Origin of the sequence: Micromonospora mirobrigensis, from assembly GCF_900091555.1 — a bacterium.
Classification (GTDB): Bacteria; Actinomycetota; Actinomycetes; order Mycobacteriales; family Micromonosporaceae; genus Micromonospora; species Micromonospora mirobrigensis.
The window spans coordinates 975,201-989,656 of the sequence record NZ_FMCX01000001.1 but is presented as its reverse complement, the minus strand read 5'-3'; the positions used below and the strand labels follow the sequence as shown (position 1 = coordinate 989,656).

The 14,456-nt window shown below is 73.0% G+C and carries 12 protein-coding genes; 10 read left to right on the top strand and 2 right to left on the bottom strand.

Translation table 11 applies throughout. The features are described from left to right. Nucleotides 1-251 precede the first annotated feature (251 nt). The 8 genes from kdpF (at nucleotide 252) to GA0070564_RS04575 (ending at nucleotide 11,373) form a co-directional block, all read left to right on the top strand. Nucleotides 252-341, top strand: a complete 90-nt coding sequence (kdpF, locus tag GA0070564_RS04610; protein WP_018785775.1) for a K(+)-transporting ATPase subunit F — start codon at nucleotides 252-254, stop codon at nucleotides 339-341. Continuing rightward, complete coding sequence (kdpA, locus tag GA0070564_RS04605) at nucleotides 341-1,996, top strand: potassium-transporting ATPase subunit KdpA (protein ID WP_091602890.1); 1,656 nt, start codon at nucleotides 341-343, stop codon at nucleotides 1,994-1,996. Before kdpF ends, kdpA begins: the two co-directional genes overlap by 1 nt. Before the next feature lie 20 nt (nucleotides 1,997-2,016). Beyond that, nucleotides 2,017-4,209, top strand: coding sequence for a potassium-transporting ATPase subunit KdpB (gene kdpB / locus GA0070564_RS04600; RefSeq protein ID WP_091602887.1), 2,193 nt, complete (start codon nucleotides 2,017-2,019; stop codon nucleotides 4,207-4,209). Then, on the top strand, nucleotides 4,209-5,084 hold the full coding sequence (locus GA0070564_RS04595; protein WP_091602884.1) for a potassium-transporting ATPase subunit C: 876 nt from the start codon (nucleotides 4,209-4,211) through the stop codon (nucleotides 5,082-5,084). Before kdpB ends, GA0070564_RS04595 begins: the two co-directional genes overlap by 1 nt. A gap of 74 nt (nucleotides 5,085-5,158) precedes the next feature. Continuing rightward, nucleotides 5,159-7,699: a DUF4118 domain-containing protein gene (locus GA0070564_RS04590; RefSeq protein WP_091602881.1), complete on the top strand. Its 2,541-nt coding sequence runs from the start codon at nucleotides 5,159-5,161 to the stop codon at nucleotides 7,697-7,699. Next, complete coding sequence (locus tag GA0070564_RS04585) at nucleotides 7,696-8,373, top strand: response regulator (RefSeq protein WP_091602878.1); 678 nt, start codon at nucleotides 7,696-7,698, stop codon at nucleotides 8,371-8,373. The genes GA0070564_RS04590 and GA0070564_RS04585 overlap by 4 nt, the downstream gene beginning before the upstream one ends. Before the next feature lie 198 nt (nucleotides 8,374-8,571). After that, complete coding sequence (locus tag GA0070564_RS04580; protein ID WP_091602875.1) at nucleotides 8,572-9,285, top strand: GAF and ANTAR domain-containing protein; 714 nt, start codon at nucleotides 8,572-8,574, stop codon at nucleotides 9,283-9,285. A 102-nt stretch (nucleotides 9,286-9,387) separates the two neighbouring features. Further along, nucleotides 9,388-11,373 carry a SpoIIE family protein phosphatase gene (locus GA0070564_RS04575; protein WP_141714698.1) on the top strand — a complete coding sequence of 662 codons (1,986 nt, stop codon included), beginning with the start codon at nucleotides 9,388-9,390 and terminating at the stop codon, nucleotides 11,371-11,373. On the opposite strand, the gene GA0070564_RS04570 is transcribed toward GA0070564_RS04575, so the two are convergent. Together GA0070564_RS04570 and GA0070564_RS04565 are read right to left on the bottom strand one after the other, a co-directional pair. Further along, a complete protein-coding gene (locus GA0070564_RS04570; RefSeq protein ID WP_091602869.1) occupies nucleotides 11,370-12,110 on the bottom strand; it encodes a GAF and ANTAR domain-containing protein in 741 nt (246 codons plus the stop codon). The two genes, GA0070564_RS04575 and GA0070564_RS04570, sit on opposite strands and share 4 nt — an antisense overlap. Before the next feature lie 222 nt (nucleotides 12,111-12,332). Then, on the bottom strand, nucleotides 12,333-12,833 hold the full coding sequence (locus GA0070564_RS04565) for an STAS domain-containing protein (RefSeq protein WP_091602865.1): 501 nt from the start codon (nucleotides 12,831-12,833) through the stop codon (nucleotides 12,333-12,335). A 574-nt stretch (nucleotides 12,834-13,407) separates the two neighbouring features. On the opposite strand from GA0070564_RS04565, the gene GA0070564_RS04555 reads away from it, so the two are divergent. Next, nucleotides 13,408-14,121 (top strand): GAF and ANTAR domain-containing protein, encoded by a 714-nt coding sequence (locus tag GA0070564_RS04555; protein WP_091602858.1) that lies wholly within the window; start codon nucleotides 13,408-13,410, stop codon nucleotides 14,119-14,121. Between the two features lie 160 nt (nucleotides 14,122-14,281). After that, on the top strand, nucleotides 14,282-14,407 hold the full coding sequence (locus tag GA0070564_RS30150) for a hypothetical protein (protein ID WP_281182049.1): 126 nt from the start codon (nucleotides 14,282-14,284) through the stop codon (nucleotides 14,405-14,407). Nucleotides 14,408-14,456 lie beyond the last annotated feature (49 nt).

Genomic DNA, 14,456 nt, shown 5'->3' with positions numbered 1-14,456 from the left:
GTGACCGCCCTCACCCGCACGGCCGGCCGGCGTGAAAGGCGCGTCAAGAAACCGCCGACCGGCGTGATGGCCGCGTTATGGCCCCTGTCGGCCCTCACCACCTGGCGATTTGATTGGCCCGCGCGACCGGGAGGCGGTCGCGAGGACATCTTCCGCTAGGAGAGGTCAGCCGTGTCTGACGTGCTGTTCGTGTTGCTGACCGTGGGGCTGTTCGCGGCTCTCACCCTGCTGGTGAGGGGTGTGGAGAAGCTGTGAGCGCCGTCAACGCCGTCGGCCTGGTGCTGGCGATCGGCCTGGGCGTGTTCCTGGTCGCCGCGCTGCTGTTCCCGGAGCGCTTCTGATGAGCACGACAACAGCCGGGGTGCTCTTCGTGCTGTCGCTGGTGGTGGCGCTGGTCGGCGTCCACCGGCCGTTCGGCGACCACATGTTCCGCGCGGTGTCGGGCGCCAGGCAGTCCCGCGTCGAGCGGGGCGTGTACCGCCTGGTCGGGGTGAACCCGGCCGCCGAGCAGTCCTGGGGCGTGTACACCCGCAGTGTGCTGGCCTTCTCGGCCGTCTCGATCCTGTTCCTCTACGCGTTCCAGCGCCTCCAGAACCACCTCTGGCTCTCACTGGGCCTCGACCCGGTGGTGCCGCACGGCGCGTGGAACACAGCGGTGTCGTTCGTGACCAACACGAACTGGCAGTGGTACTCGGGTGAGTCGACCATGGGTCACCTGGTGCAGATGGCCGGCCTGGCGGTGCAGAACTTCGTCTCCGCCGCCGTGGGCATCGCCGTCGCGGTGGCGCTGGTCCGGGGCTTCGCCCGCAGTCGCACCGGCGAGCTGGGCAACTTCTGGGTCGACCTGACCCGGATCACGTTGCGGATCCTGCTGCCGATCGCCGTGCTCGGCGCGATCGCGCTGATGATCGGCGGGGCGGTGCAGAACCTCTCCGGCGGCGCCGACGTGACCACGCTGACCGGCGGCAGCCAGACGATCACCGGCGGGCCGGTCGCCAGCCAGGAGGCCATCAAGGAGCTGGGCACCAACGGCGGCGGCTTCTACAACGTCAACAGTGCCCACCCGTTCGAGAACCCGACCACCTGGACGAACTGGATCGAGATCTTCCTGATCCTGCTGATCCCGTTCAGCCTGCCCCGGGTCTTCGGCCGAATGGTCGGGCAGAACCGGCAGGGCTACGCGATCGCCGCGGTGATGGCGATCCTCGCCCTGGCCAGCATCACCCTGACCAACGTGTTCGAGCTGACCGGGCACGGCACGGTGCCGCAGGCGGTCGGTGCGGCGCTGGAGGGCAAGGAGGTGCGGTTCGACGTGTCGAACTCGGCCACCTTCGCCGCCGCCACCACGCTCACCTCGACCGGCGCGGTCAACTCGTTCCACGACTCGTACACCGCGCTGGGCGGGATGATGACGCTGGGCAACATGATGCTCGGCGAGGTCGCCCCCGGCGGGGTCGGCTCCGGCCTGTACGGACTGCTGATCCTCGCGGTGATCACGGTCTTCGTCGCCGGGCTGATGGTCGGCCGCACGCCGGAGTACCTGGGCAAGAAGATCGGCTCGCGCGAGATCAAGTTCGCCTCGATGTACTTCCTGATCACTCCGGCCCTGGTGCTCACCGGCACGGCCGCCGCCTTCGCCACCGGCAACAACTCGACCGCCCTCAACGTCGGCCCGCACGGGCTCTCCGAGGTGCTCTACGCCTTCACCTCGGCGAGCAACAACAACGGCTCGGCCTTCGCGGGCATCACGGTGAACACGCCGTGGTGGAACACCGCGCTGGGGCTCTGCATGCTGCTCGGCCGGTTCCTGCCGATCATCTTCGCGCTGGCGCTGGCCGGCTCGCTGGCCCGCCAGCAGCCCACGCCCGCGTCCGAGGGCACCCTGCCCACCCACCGGCCGCTCTTCGTCGGCATGGTGGTCGGCGTCACGGTGATTCTCGTCGCGCTCACGTTCCTGCCCGCGCTCGCGCTCGGCCCGCTGGCCGAAGGGCTGTGACCCCCATGAGAGAGAAGGACATGACCACGTCTACGCCGGCGCCGCACGGCGCGGCGGACGCCGCCACCCCCGGCACACCGGCCACCCAGGGCAGCCGGGTCGGCGGTGGCCTGCTCGACCCCGAGCAGCTGTTCCGGTCGCTGCCGGACGCGCTGCGCAAGCTCGACCCGCGCACCCTGTGGCACAACCCGGTGATGCTGATCGTCGAGATCGGCGCGCTCTTCACCACCGTGCTCGCGGTCGCCGACCCGTCGATGTTCGCCTGGGCCATCACCGTCTGGCTCTGGCTGACCGTGGTCTTCGCCAACCTGGCCGAGGCGGTCGCCGAGGGGCGGGGCAAGGCACAGGCCGACACGCTGCGCCGGGCCAAGCAGGATCTCATCGCCACCCGTCTGCTCGGCTGGACTCCGGGCGCGGCGGCCAACGGCTACCGGGACGAGGCGGTGCCCGCACCGCAGCTGCGACAGGGCGACATCGTCCTGGTCGAGGCCGGCCAGATCATCCCGGGCGACGGCGACGTCGTCGAGGGCATCGCGAGCGTCGACGAGTCGGCCATCACCGGCGAGTCCGCCCCGGTGATCCGGGAGTCCGGCGGCGACCGCAGCGCGGTCACCGGCGGCACCCGGGTGCTGTCCGACCGGATCGTCGTGCGGATCACGCAGAAGCCCGGGGAGAGCTTCATCGACCGGATGATCGCGCTGGTCGAGGGGGCCAACCGGCAGAAGACGCCGAACGAGATCGCGCTGAACATCCTGCTGGCCGCACTGACGATCATCTTCCTGCTCGCGGTGGTGACGCTCCAGCCGCTGGCGATCTTCTCGAAGGGTTACCAGGCGGCCGCACCGGACTCCGGCGCCGTCACCGACGGCGGGGTCACCGGCATCGTGCTGGTCTCGCTGCTGGTCTGCCTCATCCCGACCACCATCGGCGCGCTGCTGTCCGCCATCGGCATCGCCGGCATGGACCGCCTCGTCCAGCGCAACGTGCTCGCCATGAGCGGGCGGGCGGTCGAGGCGGCCGGCGACGTCAACACACTGCTGCTGGACAAGACCGGAACCATCACCCTGGGCAACCGGCAGGCCGCCGAGTTCCTGCCGGTGGCCGGCGTGGACGTGGCCACCGTCGCCGACGCGGCGCAGCTGTCCAGCCTGGCCGACGAGACGCCCGAGGGACGCTCGGTGGTGGTGCTCGCAAAGAACGAGTTCGGACTGCGCGAGCGCCATCCCGGCCTCATCCCGCACGCCACCTTCGTGCCGTTCACCGCGCAGACCCGGATGAGCGGCGTCGACCTGGCCGGCGAAGGCGCCGCCGGCGACCGGCAGATCCGCAAGGGCGCCGCCGCCGCGGTGATGAAGTGGGTACGCGAGAACGGCGGTCACCCGACCGAGCAGGTCGGTGAGCTGGTCGACGCGATCAGCGGCACCGGTGGCACCCCGCTGGTGGTCGCCGAGCACGTGGCCGGGGAACCGGCCCGGGCGCTCGGGGTCATCCACCTCAAGGACGTCGTGAAGGCCGGCATGCGGGAGCGCTTCGACGAGATGCGCCGGATGGGCATCCGGACCGTGATGATCACCGGCGACAACCCGCGTACCGCGAAGGCCATCGCCGACGAGGCCGGCGTGGACGACTTCCTCGCCGAGGCCACGCCGGAGGACAAGCTCGCCCTGATCAGGAAGGAGCAGGAGGGCGGTCGGCTGGTGGCGATGACCGGTGACGGCACGAACGACGCGCCGGCGCTGGCCCAGGCGGACGTCGGCGTGGCCATGAACACCGGCACGTCGGCCGCGAAGGAGGCCGGCAATATGGTCGACCTCGACTCCGACCCGACCAAGCTGATCGAGATCGTGGAGATCGGCAAGCAGCTGCTGATCACCCGGGGCGCGTTGACGACGTTCAGCATCGCCAACGACATCGCGAAGTACTTCGCGATCATCCCGGCCATGTTCGCCGGCATCTACCCCTCGCTGGACCGGCTGAACGTCATGCGGCTGGCCAGCCCCGAGTCGGCGATCCTCGCCGCCATCGTCTTCAACGCCATCGTCATCGTCGCGCTGATCCCGCTGGCCCTGCGCGGCGTCCGCTACCGACCGGCCAGCGCCTCGAAGCTGCTCGGTCGCAACCTGCTCGTGTACGGCCTCGGCGGCATCGTGGTGCCGTTCGTCGGCATCAAGCTCATCGACCTGCTCGTCCAGTTCATCCCGGGGATCTCGTGATGCGCCTTCCAAGTTGGCTCTCCCAGCACCTGGCCGCCCTGCGTGCGGTGCTCGTCCTCACCGTGCTGCTCGGCCTGGCCTACCCGCTCGCCCTGGTCGCCGTCGGCCGGCTCCCCGGCCTCGACGGCCGGGCCGACGGCTCGCTCGTGACCGTCGGCGGGAGGACCGTCGGCAGCTCCCTGATCGGGCAGTCCTTCACCGACGCGGCCGGCGACCCCGTCCCGCGCTACTTCCAGTCCCGCCCGTCCGCCGCCGGCTATGACCCGACCGCCACCGCCGCCAGCAACCTCGGCCCGGAGAGCGTGGTGGACACCATCACCAGCGACGAGGAGACCTCCACGCAGAGCCTGCTCACCCAGGTCTGCGCGCGCAGCAGGGCGGTCGGTGAACTCGACGGGGTGGACGGCCGGCGGCCGTACTGCACGCCGGACGGGGTCGGTGCCGTGCTGGCCGTGTTCCGCGCCGACGGCCTGACCGGCAGGATCACCCGTGTGGTCAGCGTCAACCAGGTCGCGCCGGCGACGCCGTTCGTGTCGACGTGGCAGGGTGTCCCGGTCGAGCTGGCCCGACCCAACCAGGACTACGTCGCCGAGGGCGGGGTGATCACCCCGGTCCGGGGCGACGCCCCGCAACGACCCGCGGTTCCGGCCGACGCGGTCACCGCCAGCGGCAGCGGCCTCGACCCGCACATCTCCCCGGCGTACGCGGAGATCCAGGTGGCCCGGGTGGCGCGGGAGCGCGGCGCGGAACCGGCGGCGATCCGCCGGCTGGTCGCGGAGCACACCACCGGCCGGGCGCTCGGCTTCCTGGGCGCGCCCGGGGTGAACGTCCTGGACCTCAACCTCGCCCTCGACGAGCGGTTCCCGGTTCGCTGACCTGTTAACAGGGGCCCCCTGCTATACAAAAAGCGTTAAGAGGGGGCCCTTCCTTGCCCCGAAGGGAGGGGTTGATGGGGCGCGGTGAGCTGCGCATCTATCTCGGAGCCGCCCCGGGGGTCGGCAAGACCTACGCGATGCTCGAGGAGGCCCAGCGGCGGGCCGAGCGCGGCACCGACGTGGTGGTCGGGCTGGTCGAGACGCACGGCCGGCCGCACACCGCGGGAATGATCGGCGACCTCGAGGTGCTGCCGCGCCGGACGATGACCTACCGCGGTGCCGAGTTCACCGAGATGGACCTCGACGCGGTGCTGGCCCGCCGGCCGGAGGTGGTCGTGGTCGACGAACTGGCGCACACCAACGTGCCCGGTTCGCGGCACGAGAAGCGCTGGCAGGACGTCCAGGAGCTGCTCGACTCCGGGATCAGCGTGCTGTCGACGGTCAACGTGCAGCACCTGGAGTCACTCAACGACGTCGTCGCGCAGATCACCGGCACCACCCAGCGGGAGACCGTGCCGGACCAGGTCGTCAGGGCCGCCGAGCAGGTCGAGCTGGTCGACATGACACCGGAGGCGCTGCGCCGCCGGATGGCACACGGCAACATCTACCGGCCCGACAAGATCGACGCGGCGCTCGGCAACTACTTCCGGGTCGGCAACCTGACCGCGCTGCGGGAGCTGGCGCTGCTCTGGCTGGCCGACAAGGTCGACGAACAGCTCGACGCGTACCGTGCGCAGCAGGGGATCTCCGCCACCTGGGAGGCGCGGGAACGGGTGGTCGTGGCGCTCACCGGCGGCCCCGAGGGGGAGACGCTGATCCGGCGGGCGGCCCGGATCGCCGCCCGCAGCAAGGGCGCCGACCTGCTCGCCCTGCACGTGGCCCGCAGCGACGGGCTCGCCGACGCGGATCCGGCTCAGCTGGCCCGGCAGCGGGTCCTGGTGGAGAGCCTCGGCGGCACGTACCACCAGGTGCTCGGCACCGACATCCCGGCGGCGCTGCTGGACTTCGCACGTGGCGTCAACGCCACCCAACTGGTGCTCGGGGCGAGCCGGCGGGGGCGGTTCGCACAGCTGCTCTCGCGCGGGGTCGGCGTCACCACCACCGCGCTGTCCGGCGCCATCGACGTGCACCTCGTGACCCACGCCCAGGCAGGACGGGGTCGCCGAGGCGCGACGGTGCCCGCAGCCCTGTCCCGCCGTCGCCGGCTGCTCGGCTTCGCGCTCGCCGGGCTGGGGATGCCGCTGCTCACCGTGGCGCTGCGGACGCTGCCCGACCTCACCCTGACCAACGACATCCTGCTCTTCCTCGCCGGGGTGGTCGGGGTGGCCCTGGTCGGCGGGCTCTGGCCGGCGCTGGTCGCCGCGCTCGGCGGCTCGCTCCTGCTGAACTGGTTCTTCACCCCGCCGTTCCACACCCTGACCATCGCCGAGGCGGACAACCTGCTCGCCCTCGGCGTCTTCGTCGGGGTGGCGGTGGCGGTCAGCTGGGTGGTGGACGTCGCCGCCCGGCGTACCCGGGAGGCCGCCCGGGCCTCCGCCGACGCGCAGACCCTGGCCACCGTCGCCGGTGGGGTGCTGCGCGGCGAACGACCGCTGTCCGCCCTGCTGGACCGGCTCCGGGAAACGTTCGGGGTACGGGCGGTCAGCGTCCTGGAGTTGGCGGCCGAGGGGGAGGGACGGCCGGCCCGGGCCCGGGAGGCGACGGCCTGGCGGGTCGTGGCCAGCGTCGGCGACGCCCCACCGGTCAGCCCGAGCGCCGGGGAGACCGTGGTTCCGGTGGACGACCGGCTCACCGTCGTGCTCGCCGGTCGCCGGCTGGAGGCCGCCGACCGGCGTGTCGTCGAGGCGTTCGCCGCCCAGGCCGCCGTCGCGCTGCGCCAGGAGCGGCTCGCCGAGGAGGCGGCCACCGCCCGGCCGCTGGCCGAGGCCGACCGGATGCGGACCGCGCTGCTCGCCGCGGTCAGCCACGACCTGCGTACGCCGCTTGCGTCGGCGAAGGCGGCGGTGAGCAGCCTGCGCAGCCCGGACGTCGAGTTCGACGCCGAGGACCGGGCGGAACTGCTCGCCACCGCCGACGAGTCGCTGGACCGGCTGGGCCGGCTGGTCGCCAACCTGCTCGACATGAGCCGGTTGCAGGCCGGCGCACTGGGCCTGACCGCCACCGCGATCGGCCTGGAGGACGTCGTACCCCGGGCCCTGGACGAGCTGGGACCCGACGCGGCGAACGTGACCACCGACATCCCCGCCGACCTGCCGGCGGCCACCGCCGACCCGGGCCTGCTGGAGCGGGTGCTGGTCAACGTCGTGGCGAACGCGCTGCGGCACAGCCCACCCGGCCGGCCGCCCACCATCACCGCCAGCGCCCACGCCGGGCGGGTCGAGCTGCGGGTCATCGACACCGGCCCGGGCATCCCCGAGGACCAGTGGGAGCACGTCTTCCTGCCGTTCCAGCGCCTCGGCGACCGGGACAACCAGACCGGGGTGGGCCTCGGCCTGGCCCTGTCCCGCGGACTCGTCGAGGCGATGGGTGGCAGCATCACCCCGGAGACCACGCCGGGCGGTGGCCTGACCATGGTGGTACGGCTGCCGGCCGCGGCCGACGGAGGTGCCCGGTGACCCGGATCCTGGTCGTCGACGACGAGCCGCAGATCCTGCGGGCCCTCCGGATCAACCTGCGCGCCCGCGGCTACGACGTGGAGGTCGCCGCCACCGGCGCCGCCGCGCTGAAGGCCGCCGCCGGTCACCCGCCGGACCTGGTGGTGCTCGACCTCGGCCTGCCGGACCTGGACGGCGGCGAGGTGATCCGGGGGCTGCGCGGCTGGAGCAGTGTGCCGATCATCGTGCTCTCCGGCCGGGCCGGCAGCGAGGACAAGGTCGCCGCGCTGGACGCCGGGGCGGACGACTACGTCACCAAGCCGTTCGGCGTCGACGAGCTGCTGGCCCGGATCCGGGCGGTGACCCGTCGCCTCGCCCCGACCGCCACCGGGCCCGTCCTGCGGGTGGGCCGGCACAGCGTCGACCTCGCCGACCGGACGGTGACCCGGGACGACGGCGTCGAGGTGCGGCTCACCCCGACCCAGTGGGCGATGCTGGAGAAGCTGCTGCGCAACCCGGGCAAGCTGGTCAGCCAGCGGCAGCTGTTGCAGGACGTGTGGGGGCCGGAGTACCGCGACGAGACCAACTACCTGCGGCAGTACATGGCCCAGCTGCGGCGCAAGCTGGAGGACGACCCGGCCCGGCCCCGGCATCTGATCACCGAACCGGGCATGGGCTACCGCTACCGCCCCTGACCGGCCCGACGTCCGGTTGTCGGCCCGGATCGGGCCGGTGCCGCCGGGCCGGATTCGACGCCGCCGTCGGTGGGTACCGTCCGGGTGCGTCCATCCGGCGCCGCCCCGCCAGGGCGGCCCACCCGATCGACCGGAGGGGTCACCGACGCACCCTCCCCGAGGGCCGTGCCACCCGAACCGAACCGGCGAGGAGCGACCGTGAGCCGATCACCGAGCGCCGCCGACCTGGCCCTGGCCGAGCTCGGTCGGATCAGGCTCGACGAGGTCACCCTGCCCGACGTGCTGGGCCGGGTCGCCGAGCTGGCGCGGAACACCGTCAACGGCGCCTGCGAGGTCTCCGTCACCCTGATCCAGGGCGAGTCGAAGCGGACGATGGCGCACACCGGCGAGCCGGCCCTCGCCCTCGACCTGGTCCAGTACGAGGACGGCAGCGGGCCGTGCCTCGCCGCCTCGGCCAGCGGCTCCTCCGTCTCGGTGCCCGACACCGCGGCCGACGAGCGGTGGCCCGACTGGAGTCGCCGGGCCCGGGAGCACGGGGTGGGCAGTTCGCTGTCGATCGGGCTGCCGATCCAGGAGGCGGTGGTGGGCGCGCTGAACGTCTACGGCGGGCCCCCGCACTCCTTCGACGCCGAGGCGGTCACCGTGGCGGAGAGCTTCGCCGCGTACGCCGCCGTGGCGCTGGCCAACGCCCACCTGTACGACAGCACCAGCACGCTCGCCGAGCAGATGCGCGAGGCGATGCGGAGCCGGGCGGTGATCGAGCAGGCCAAGGGCATCATCATGGGCTCGCGGCGCTGCTCGCCGGACGAGGCCTTCGCCGTGCTGGCCCGGATCTCCCAGGACAGCAACCGGAAGGTCCGCGAGGTCGCCGAGGCGCTGGTCGCCGGCGCGGTCAGGCAGACCTCCTCCTGACCCGGCCGGCCGACACCGGGCGGAGCCGTCCCGGTAACGTCCGGCACGACGGGCGCCGGTCTGGCCGGCGCCGTGGAGAGCCCGGCGAGGGGTGACGATCTGGTGGAGCCGCACGAGCAGTGGTCCTCCGGCGACGCGCAGGCGGTGCTCGACGCCTTCGAGCAGCTGCCCGGATTCGTGTGGGTCTTCGATGGCCCCGAGCTGCGGGTGGTGGCCGCGAACCCGGCGGTCCGGGCCGCGGTCGGCGACCGCAGCCACCTGCTCGGCGAACCGTTCCGGCGGGCGGTGCCGGAACTGGCCGGCCAGCACATCTTCGAACTCCTCGACCAGGCGCTCGCCGGGATCCGGTCGTACGGCTACGAGCAGCGCGTCCTGACCGACCGGTACGGCGACGGACGGTTGACCGAGGCGTTCTACACCTTCGACATGGCGCCCTGGCGCAACCCGGACGGCTCGGTCCGCGGGGTGATCGTGCAGGCCGTCGACGCCACCGGCGTGGTGGCCGCCCGCCGGGCGGCCGAGGCGGCCGCCGCGCACGCCGAGAGCCGCTACCAGCAGGCCGCCGGCCTGATCCTGGAGCTGCAACGCAGCCTCCTGCCGGATGCGTTGCCGGTCCTGCCCCGGGTCCAGGTCGCCGCCCGCTACCTCGTCGCCGGCAGTGAACTCGTCGCCGGCGGGGACTGGTTCGACGCTGTTCCGCTGCCCGACGGGCGGCTGGCGCTGACCGTCGGCGACGTCGTGGGGCACGGCGCCGCCGCGGCGGCGGCGATGGGCCAGCTGCGGACCGTCGTCCGGCAGGCGCTCCAGTCCGGTGGCGACCTGTCGCAGACGCTCGACGCGTTGAACCGGTTCGCGGCGTACTCGGCCGCGACCCGGGCGGCGACCAGCTGCCTCGCCGTCCTCGACGCGCGCACCGGAGTGCTCGAGGTGGCCAGTCACGGGCACCCGGCGCCGCTGGTGCTGGGCCCGGACGGCGACTCCCGCTTCCTGCCCCTGGTGCCGGCCCGGCCGCTGGGCACCGGCCCGGACCCCGCTCCGGTGCACACCTGCCGCCTGACCGGTGGTGACGTCCTGCTGATGTTCACCGACGGCCTGATCGAGCGGCCACGGCAGAGCCTGGACGAGAGCACCGGGGCGCTGGCGAGCGCCGCCGGGGCGGCCCGGCGCGGTCTGCTGGCCGAGGGCAGCACACTGCCCGACCGGCTGCCCGATCTGCTCTGCACCCTGGTCACCGAGCGGCTCGCCATGGCCGAGGGCGGCTTCAACGACGACTGCACGCTGCTCGCCGCCCATCTGCTGCCCGAGCCGGTCGCGCCGCTGCGGCTCACCCTGCCCGCCGACCCGGCCGCGTTGCGCCCGATGCGTCGGCAGGTCACCGGCTGGCTGGAGCACGCCGGCGTCGACCCGGAGGACACGGTGGACCTGGTGCACGCGGTGGGCGAGGCGGCCACCAACGCGATCGACCACGCCTATCCGGAGGGCGGGCCGGCGGACTTCACGGTGGAGGCCGACCTGGACGACCAGGGCGTCGTCCGGCTCGCCTGCGCCGACCGGGGCCGGTGGCGGCCCCCGGTGCACGACCCGGGTGGCCGCGGCCGGGGTCTGACGATGATCCGCGGGCTGGTCGACCGGGCCGAGGTGCGCCACACCGACGCCGGTACGACCGTCCGGATGTGGCATCGGATCGAGCGGGCCACCAGCGTCACCGCCGCCGCCGCCGGCCAGCTCTCCGGCCCGCACAAGCGGGACGTCGGGGCGGACGAGTTCGGCCTGACCTTCGTGCACGCCCCGGCGGGCCGGACCCTGTACGTGCAGGGGCCGGTGGATCTGGCCACCGGCGGGCAGATGCGGGCCGCCATCCTCCAGGGTGGCCGGGGCGGCACCCTGCCGTTGACCGTCGACCTGACCGCCGTCACCCACCTGACCAGCACCGGGGTGCAGATCCTGCACGAGCTCTCCGGTGTGGTCACCGGCCTGCGCGTCGCCGCCGCCCCGGGTGCCCCGGCCCGGGCGGTCCTGCGCCTGACGGCGTTGGACCACCTGCTGTCCGACACCGACGACCCGGCGGCCGGAGCGGACGTGAACTAGCCGCGCTGCTCGTGGTCGCCGGCGCGCTGCGCCGGCGTACCGCTGGTGGCCCGGTCGACCAGGGCCTCGGCGACCTCGCGCAGCTTGCGGTTGGAGTCCTGGGAGACCTTGGCCAGGATGGCGAACGCCTCCTCGGCGGTGCACCGTCGCTGGCCCATGATGATGCCCTTGGCCTGCTCGATCACCGCCCGGCTCTGCATCGCCACCTGCATCTGCTGGGCGAGGGTCGCGGTGCTCTCGTAGAGGTGGGCGTTGGCCAGCGCGATCGCGGCGTAACCGGCGAGCTTCTGGGCCAGCGAGGTGACCTCGTCGAAGGCGTGCGGGGTGGCGCCGTAGATGTTGAGCGCGCCGACGAACGCCTCCTGGATCGGCAGGCCGATCGAGAGCGAGCTGGCCGCGCCGGCCCGGTGCGCCCGGGTCGCCCACTCCGGCCAGCGACTCTCCGTGGCCATGTCGGCCACGATCATCGCCGTGCCGGTGGTCGCGGCGTCCAGGCACGGGCCGCGCCCGTGCTCGTACTGCCACAGGTCCAGCATCAGGGCCAGCTCGCCGGTGAAGGCGGCGGTGTGTGCCTCGGCGCCCTGGATCAGGGTGACCGACACCTCGTGGGTGCCGGGGATCGCCTGCTTGGCCACGTCGGCGATCCTGGTCAGGACGTCGTTCAGGTCGGCCTCGCCGTGCCTGATCGTCCCCAACTGGATGAATGCCTCGGTGAGGTCGAGAGGTGCCTGCGACATGGGCGTCTGACGTCCTTGTGCGAACCGGCGCGGTCGGTGTCGGCTGAGCCGGACAGCGCGTACGGGCGATCCGCGGGTCACGGACCGCTGGGCCGGCCCTCAGGTACGGGCCAGTGGCCGGCGCCGCTGCTTGACGCTGATTGCCGACACCCCGGTGGGATGTCGGCTACCGGGTCAGTTTACGGTGCTGCCCCGGGCACTGCTGAGTGGGCTTGCCGCCGGTCAGCGGCCTCCGCGTGACCGCCGGTGCCCGCCGTTGCTGCCGGCGAGCCAGGTGTGGCGGCTGCGTGGCCCGGCGGCCCGGTCGCTTCCGGCCTCGACGGTGGGCGGGGTGGGCTCCCGGATGGTCTGCCGGATGAACTGGTCGTGGGTGCCGGTCACCGACAGGACGAACCGGACGACCGTCGACATGGCCCGGACGGAGAGGCTCCCGCCCGCCCCGCTCACCAGCCGGTCCGCCTCCTCCAACGCCCGGACGCCGTCGGCGCCGAAGAAGCTGACGCTGGAGAGGTCCAGCAGCACCTCCGTGGGCCGCTCGCGGGCGTGGCGGGCGATGAACTCGACGAGGACCGCGGCGGTGCTCATGTCGATCTCACCGCTGATCGTGATCAGGATCGCCGGCCCGTCGCCCGTGAGCAGGGCGTCCCGGGCCAGCGAGAGGGGCGCCGGGGCGTCCGGTGCGGGCCGGGTCGATCGCCGGTGGCGCAGGCGCGTGAGCCGCATCAGCGCTGCTCCCGCCGGCGGTGCGGGTCGGTGGCCTCGGGTGACGGGGGTCGCCGTCGGGTCGGTGGCCGGGCGGGGCGTCGGTCGGAGTCGGGCGACCGGTCGCGATCCGGGTCGGGCCGACCGGAGGCGGACGGACCGGAGGCGGACGGACCGGCGGCGGTGCCGGCGTCCGGCCCGGTCGGCGGGGCGGCCGTCGTGGTGGAAGCGCCGCAGGACGACGCCGGGGACAGCACGTGTCCTCCGGACGTCGGACGACGTCGGGCGTGGGTGATCAGGGCGGGTGACAAGGCACCTCCGACGGGGATCGGCTGTCGGGGCTCGGCGTCGATCGGTGATCGACGCGGCAGGCGCATGTCTTGACCCGTGGCAGATACTACCGCCGGATCCGGTGCAACGCATCTGGATCTTGGCAGCCGGCGGTGCACCGGGCGGGTCCTCCCGTACGCGGTTCGTACCCCGTACGGGGTCAACAGGCCGTTGTACCTCGAAATCGTGGCGGACCCGGTGTCATCATCCGGGAGCAGGGTAGGGCCCATGGTGGGACCAGTGGCCGGATGACAGGGAGACCGTGATGTCGCAGCCGTCGACGAGCGCGGAGAGCGCCTTCGCCGAGCTGGGCCGGATCCGGCTGGACGAGGTCACCCTCGAGGAGATGCTGGGCAAGGTGGCGGAGCTGGCGAGCCGCGCGGTTCCCGGCGCCCGGGAGGTGTCGGTGACCCTGGTCCGCGACGTGACGGCCCGCACCGTCGTGGCCACCGGCGAGATCGCCCGGGACCTGGACGAGTGGCAGTACCGCAAGGGCTTCGGACCGTGCCTGGACGCCTCGCCGAGCGGGGACTCGGTCAGCGTGCCGGACATGGCGGCCGAGTCGCGCTGGCCGGGCTGGGCCGAGCACGCCCGCGGCTCGGGCGTCGGCAGCTCGCTCTCGATCGGCCTGCCGATCCAGGAGTCCGTCACGGGCGCGCTCAACATCTACGGCGGGGCCCCGAACAGCTTCGACCCCGGGGCGATCGCGACGGCCGAGACCTTCGCCGCCTTCGCGGCGGTCGCCCTGGCCAACGCCAACCTGTACGGCGCCACCGCCACCCTGGCAGAGCAGATGCAGGAGGCGATGCGGGGTCGGGCGGTGATCGAGCAGGCCAAGGGCATCATCATGGGGGAGCGGCACTGCTCGCCGCAGGAGGCGTTCGCCCTGCTGTCCAGGATCTCCCAGGACACCAACCGCAAGGTCCGCGACGTCGCCGCGGCGCTGGTCGACCGGGCCGCCGGCCCCGGTCGCCGCTGACCCGCCGACAGCCCCCGGCCGGCCATTACGCATCGAGGACGGCCAACGGGTGTAGCCATGTGGATACCCCCGCGCCGACCACCTGGGCACCCGCGCGCCGATCGGGTATGGCCACAGGAGCCGTGCCGCTTCTCCCAGGTAGCGCCATAGAGTTGCCGTCATGGCGCAGGACGTGACTCATCTCGCAGGACGACCGGCTGTCGCCACCGCCGGTCGACGCGGTATGGGCGTCAATGCGAAAACGTCGGACTGCGGCGCGGGTGAACTGCCGGTGGCGCCGACGTGAACCTGATTCCGTGATGTAGCACCAGCTGCGTCCTGGGGAGAAGGCTGCG

Coding starts and splice junctions, on each gene's coding strand:
- kdpA (WP_091602890.1), top strand. CDS start 341: ATGAGCACGACAACAGCCGGGGTGCTCTTCGTGCTGTCGCTGGTGGTG.
- kdpB (WP_091602887.1), top strand. CDS start 2,017: ATGACCACGTCTACGCCGGCGCCGCACGGCGCGGCGGACGCCGCCACC.
- GA0070564_RS04595 (WP_091602884.1), top strand. CDS start 4,209: ATGCGCCTTCCAAGTTGGCTCTCCCAGCACCTGGCCGCCCTGCGTGCG.
- GA0070564_RS04590 (WP_091602881.1), top strand. CDS start 5,159: ATGGGGCGCGGTGAGCTGCGCATCTATCTCGGAGCCGCCCCGGGGGTC.
- GA0070564_RS04570 (WP_091602869.1), bottom strand. CDS start 12,110: ATGTCGCAGGCACCTCTCGACCTCACCGAGGCATTCATCCAGTTGGGG.
- GA0070564_RS04565 (WP_091602865.1), bottom strand. CDS start 12,833: ATGCGGCTCACGCGCCTGCGCCACCGGCGATCGACCCGGCCCGCACCG.
- GA0070564_RS04555 (WP_091602858.1), top strand. CDS start 13,408: ATGTCGCAGCCGTCGACGAGCGCGGAGAGCGCCTTCGCCGAGCTGGGC.
- GA0070564_RS30150 (WP_281182049.1), top strand. CDS start 14,282: ATGGCGCAGGACGTGACTCATCTCGCAGGACGACCGGCTGTCGCCACC.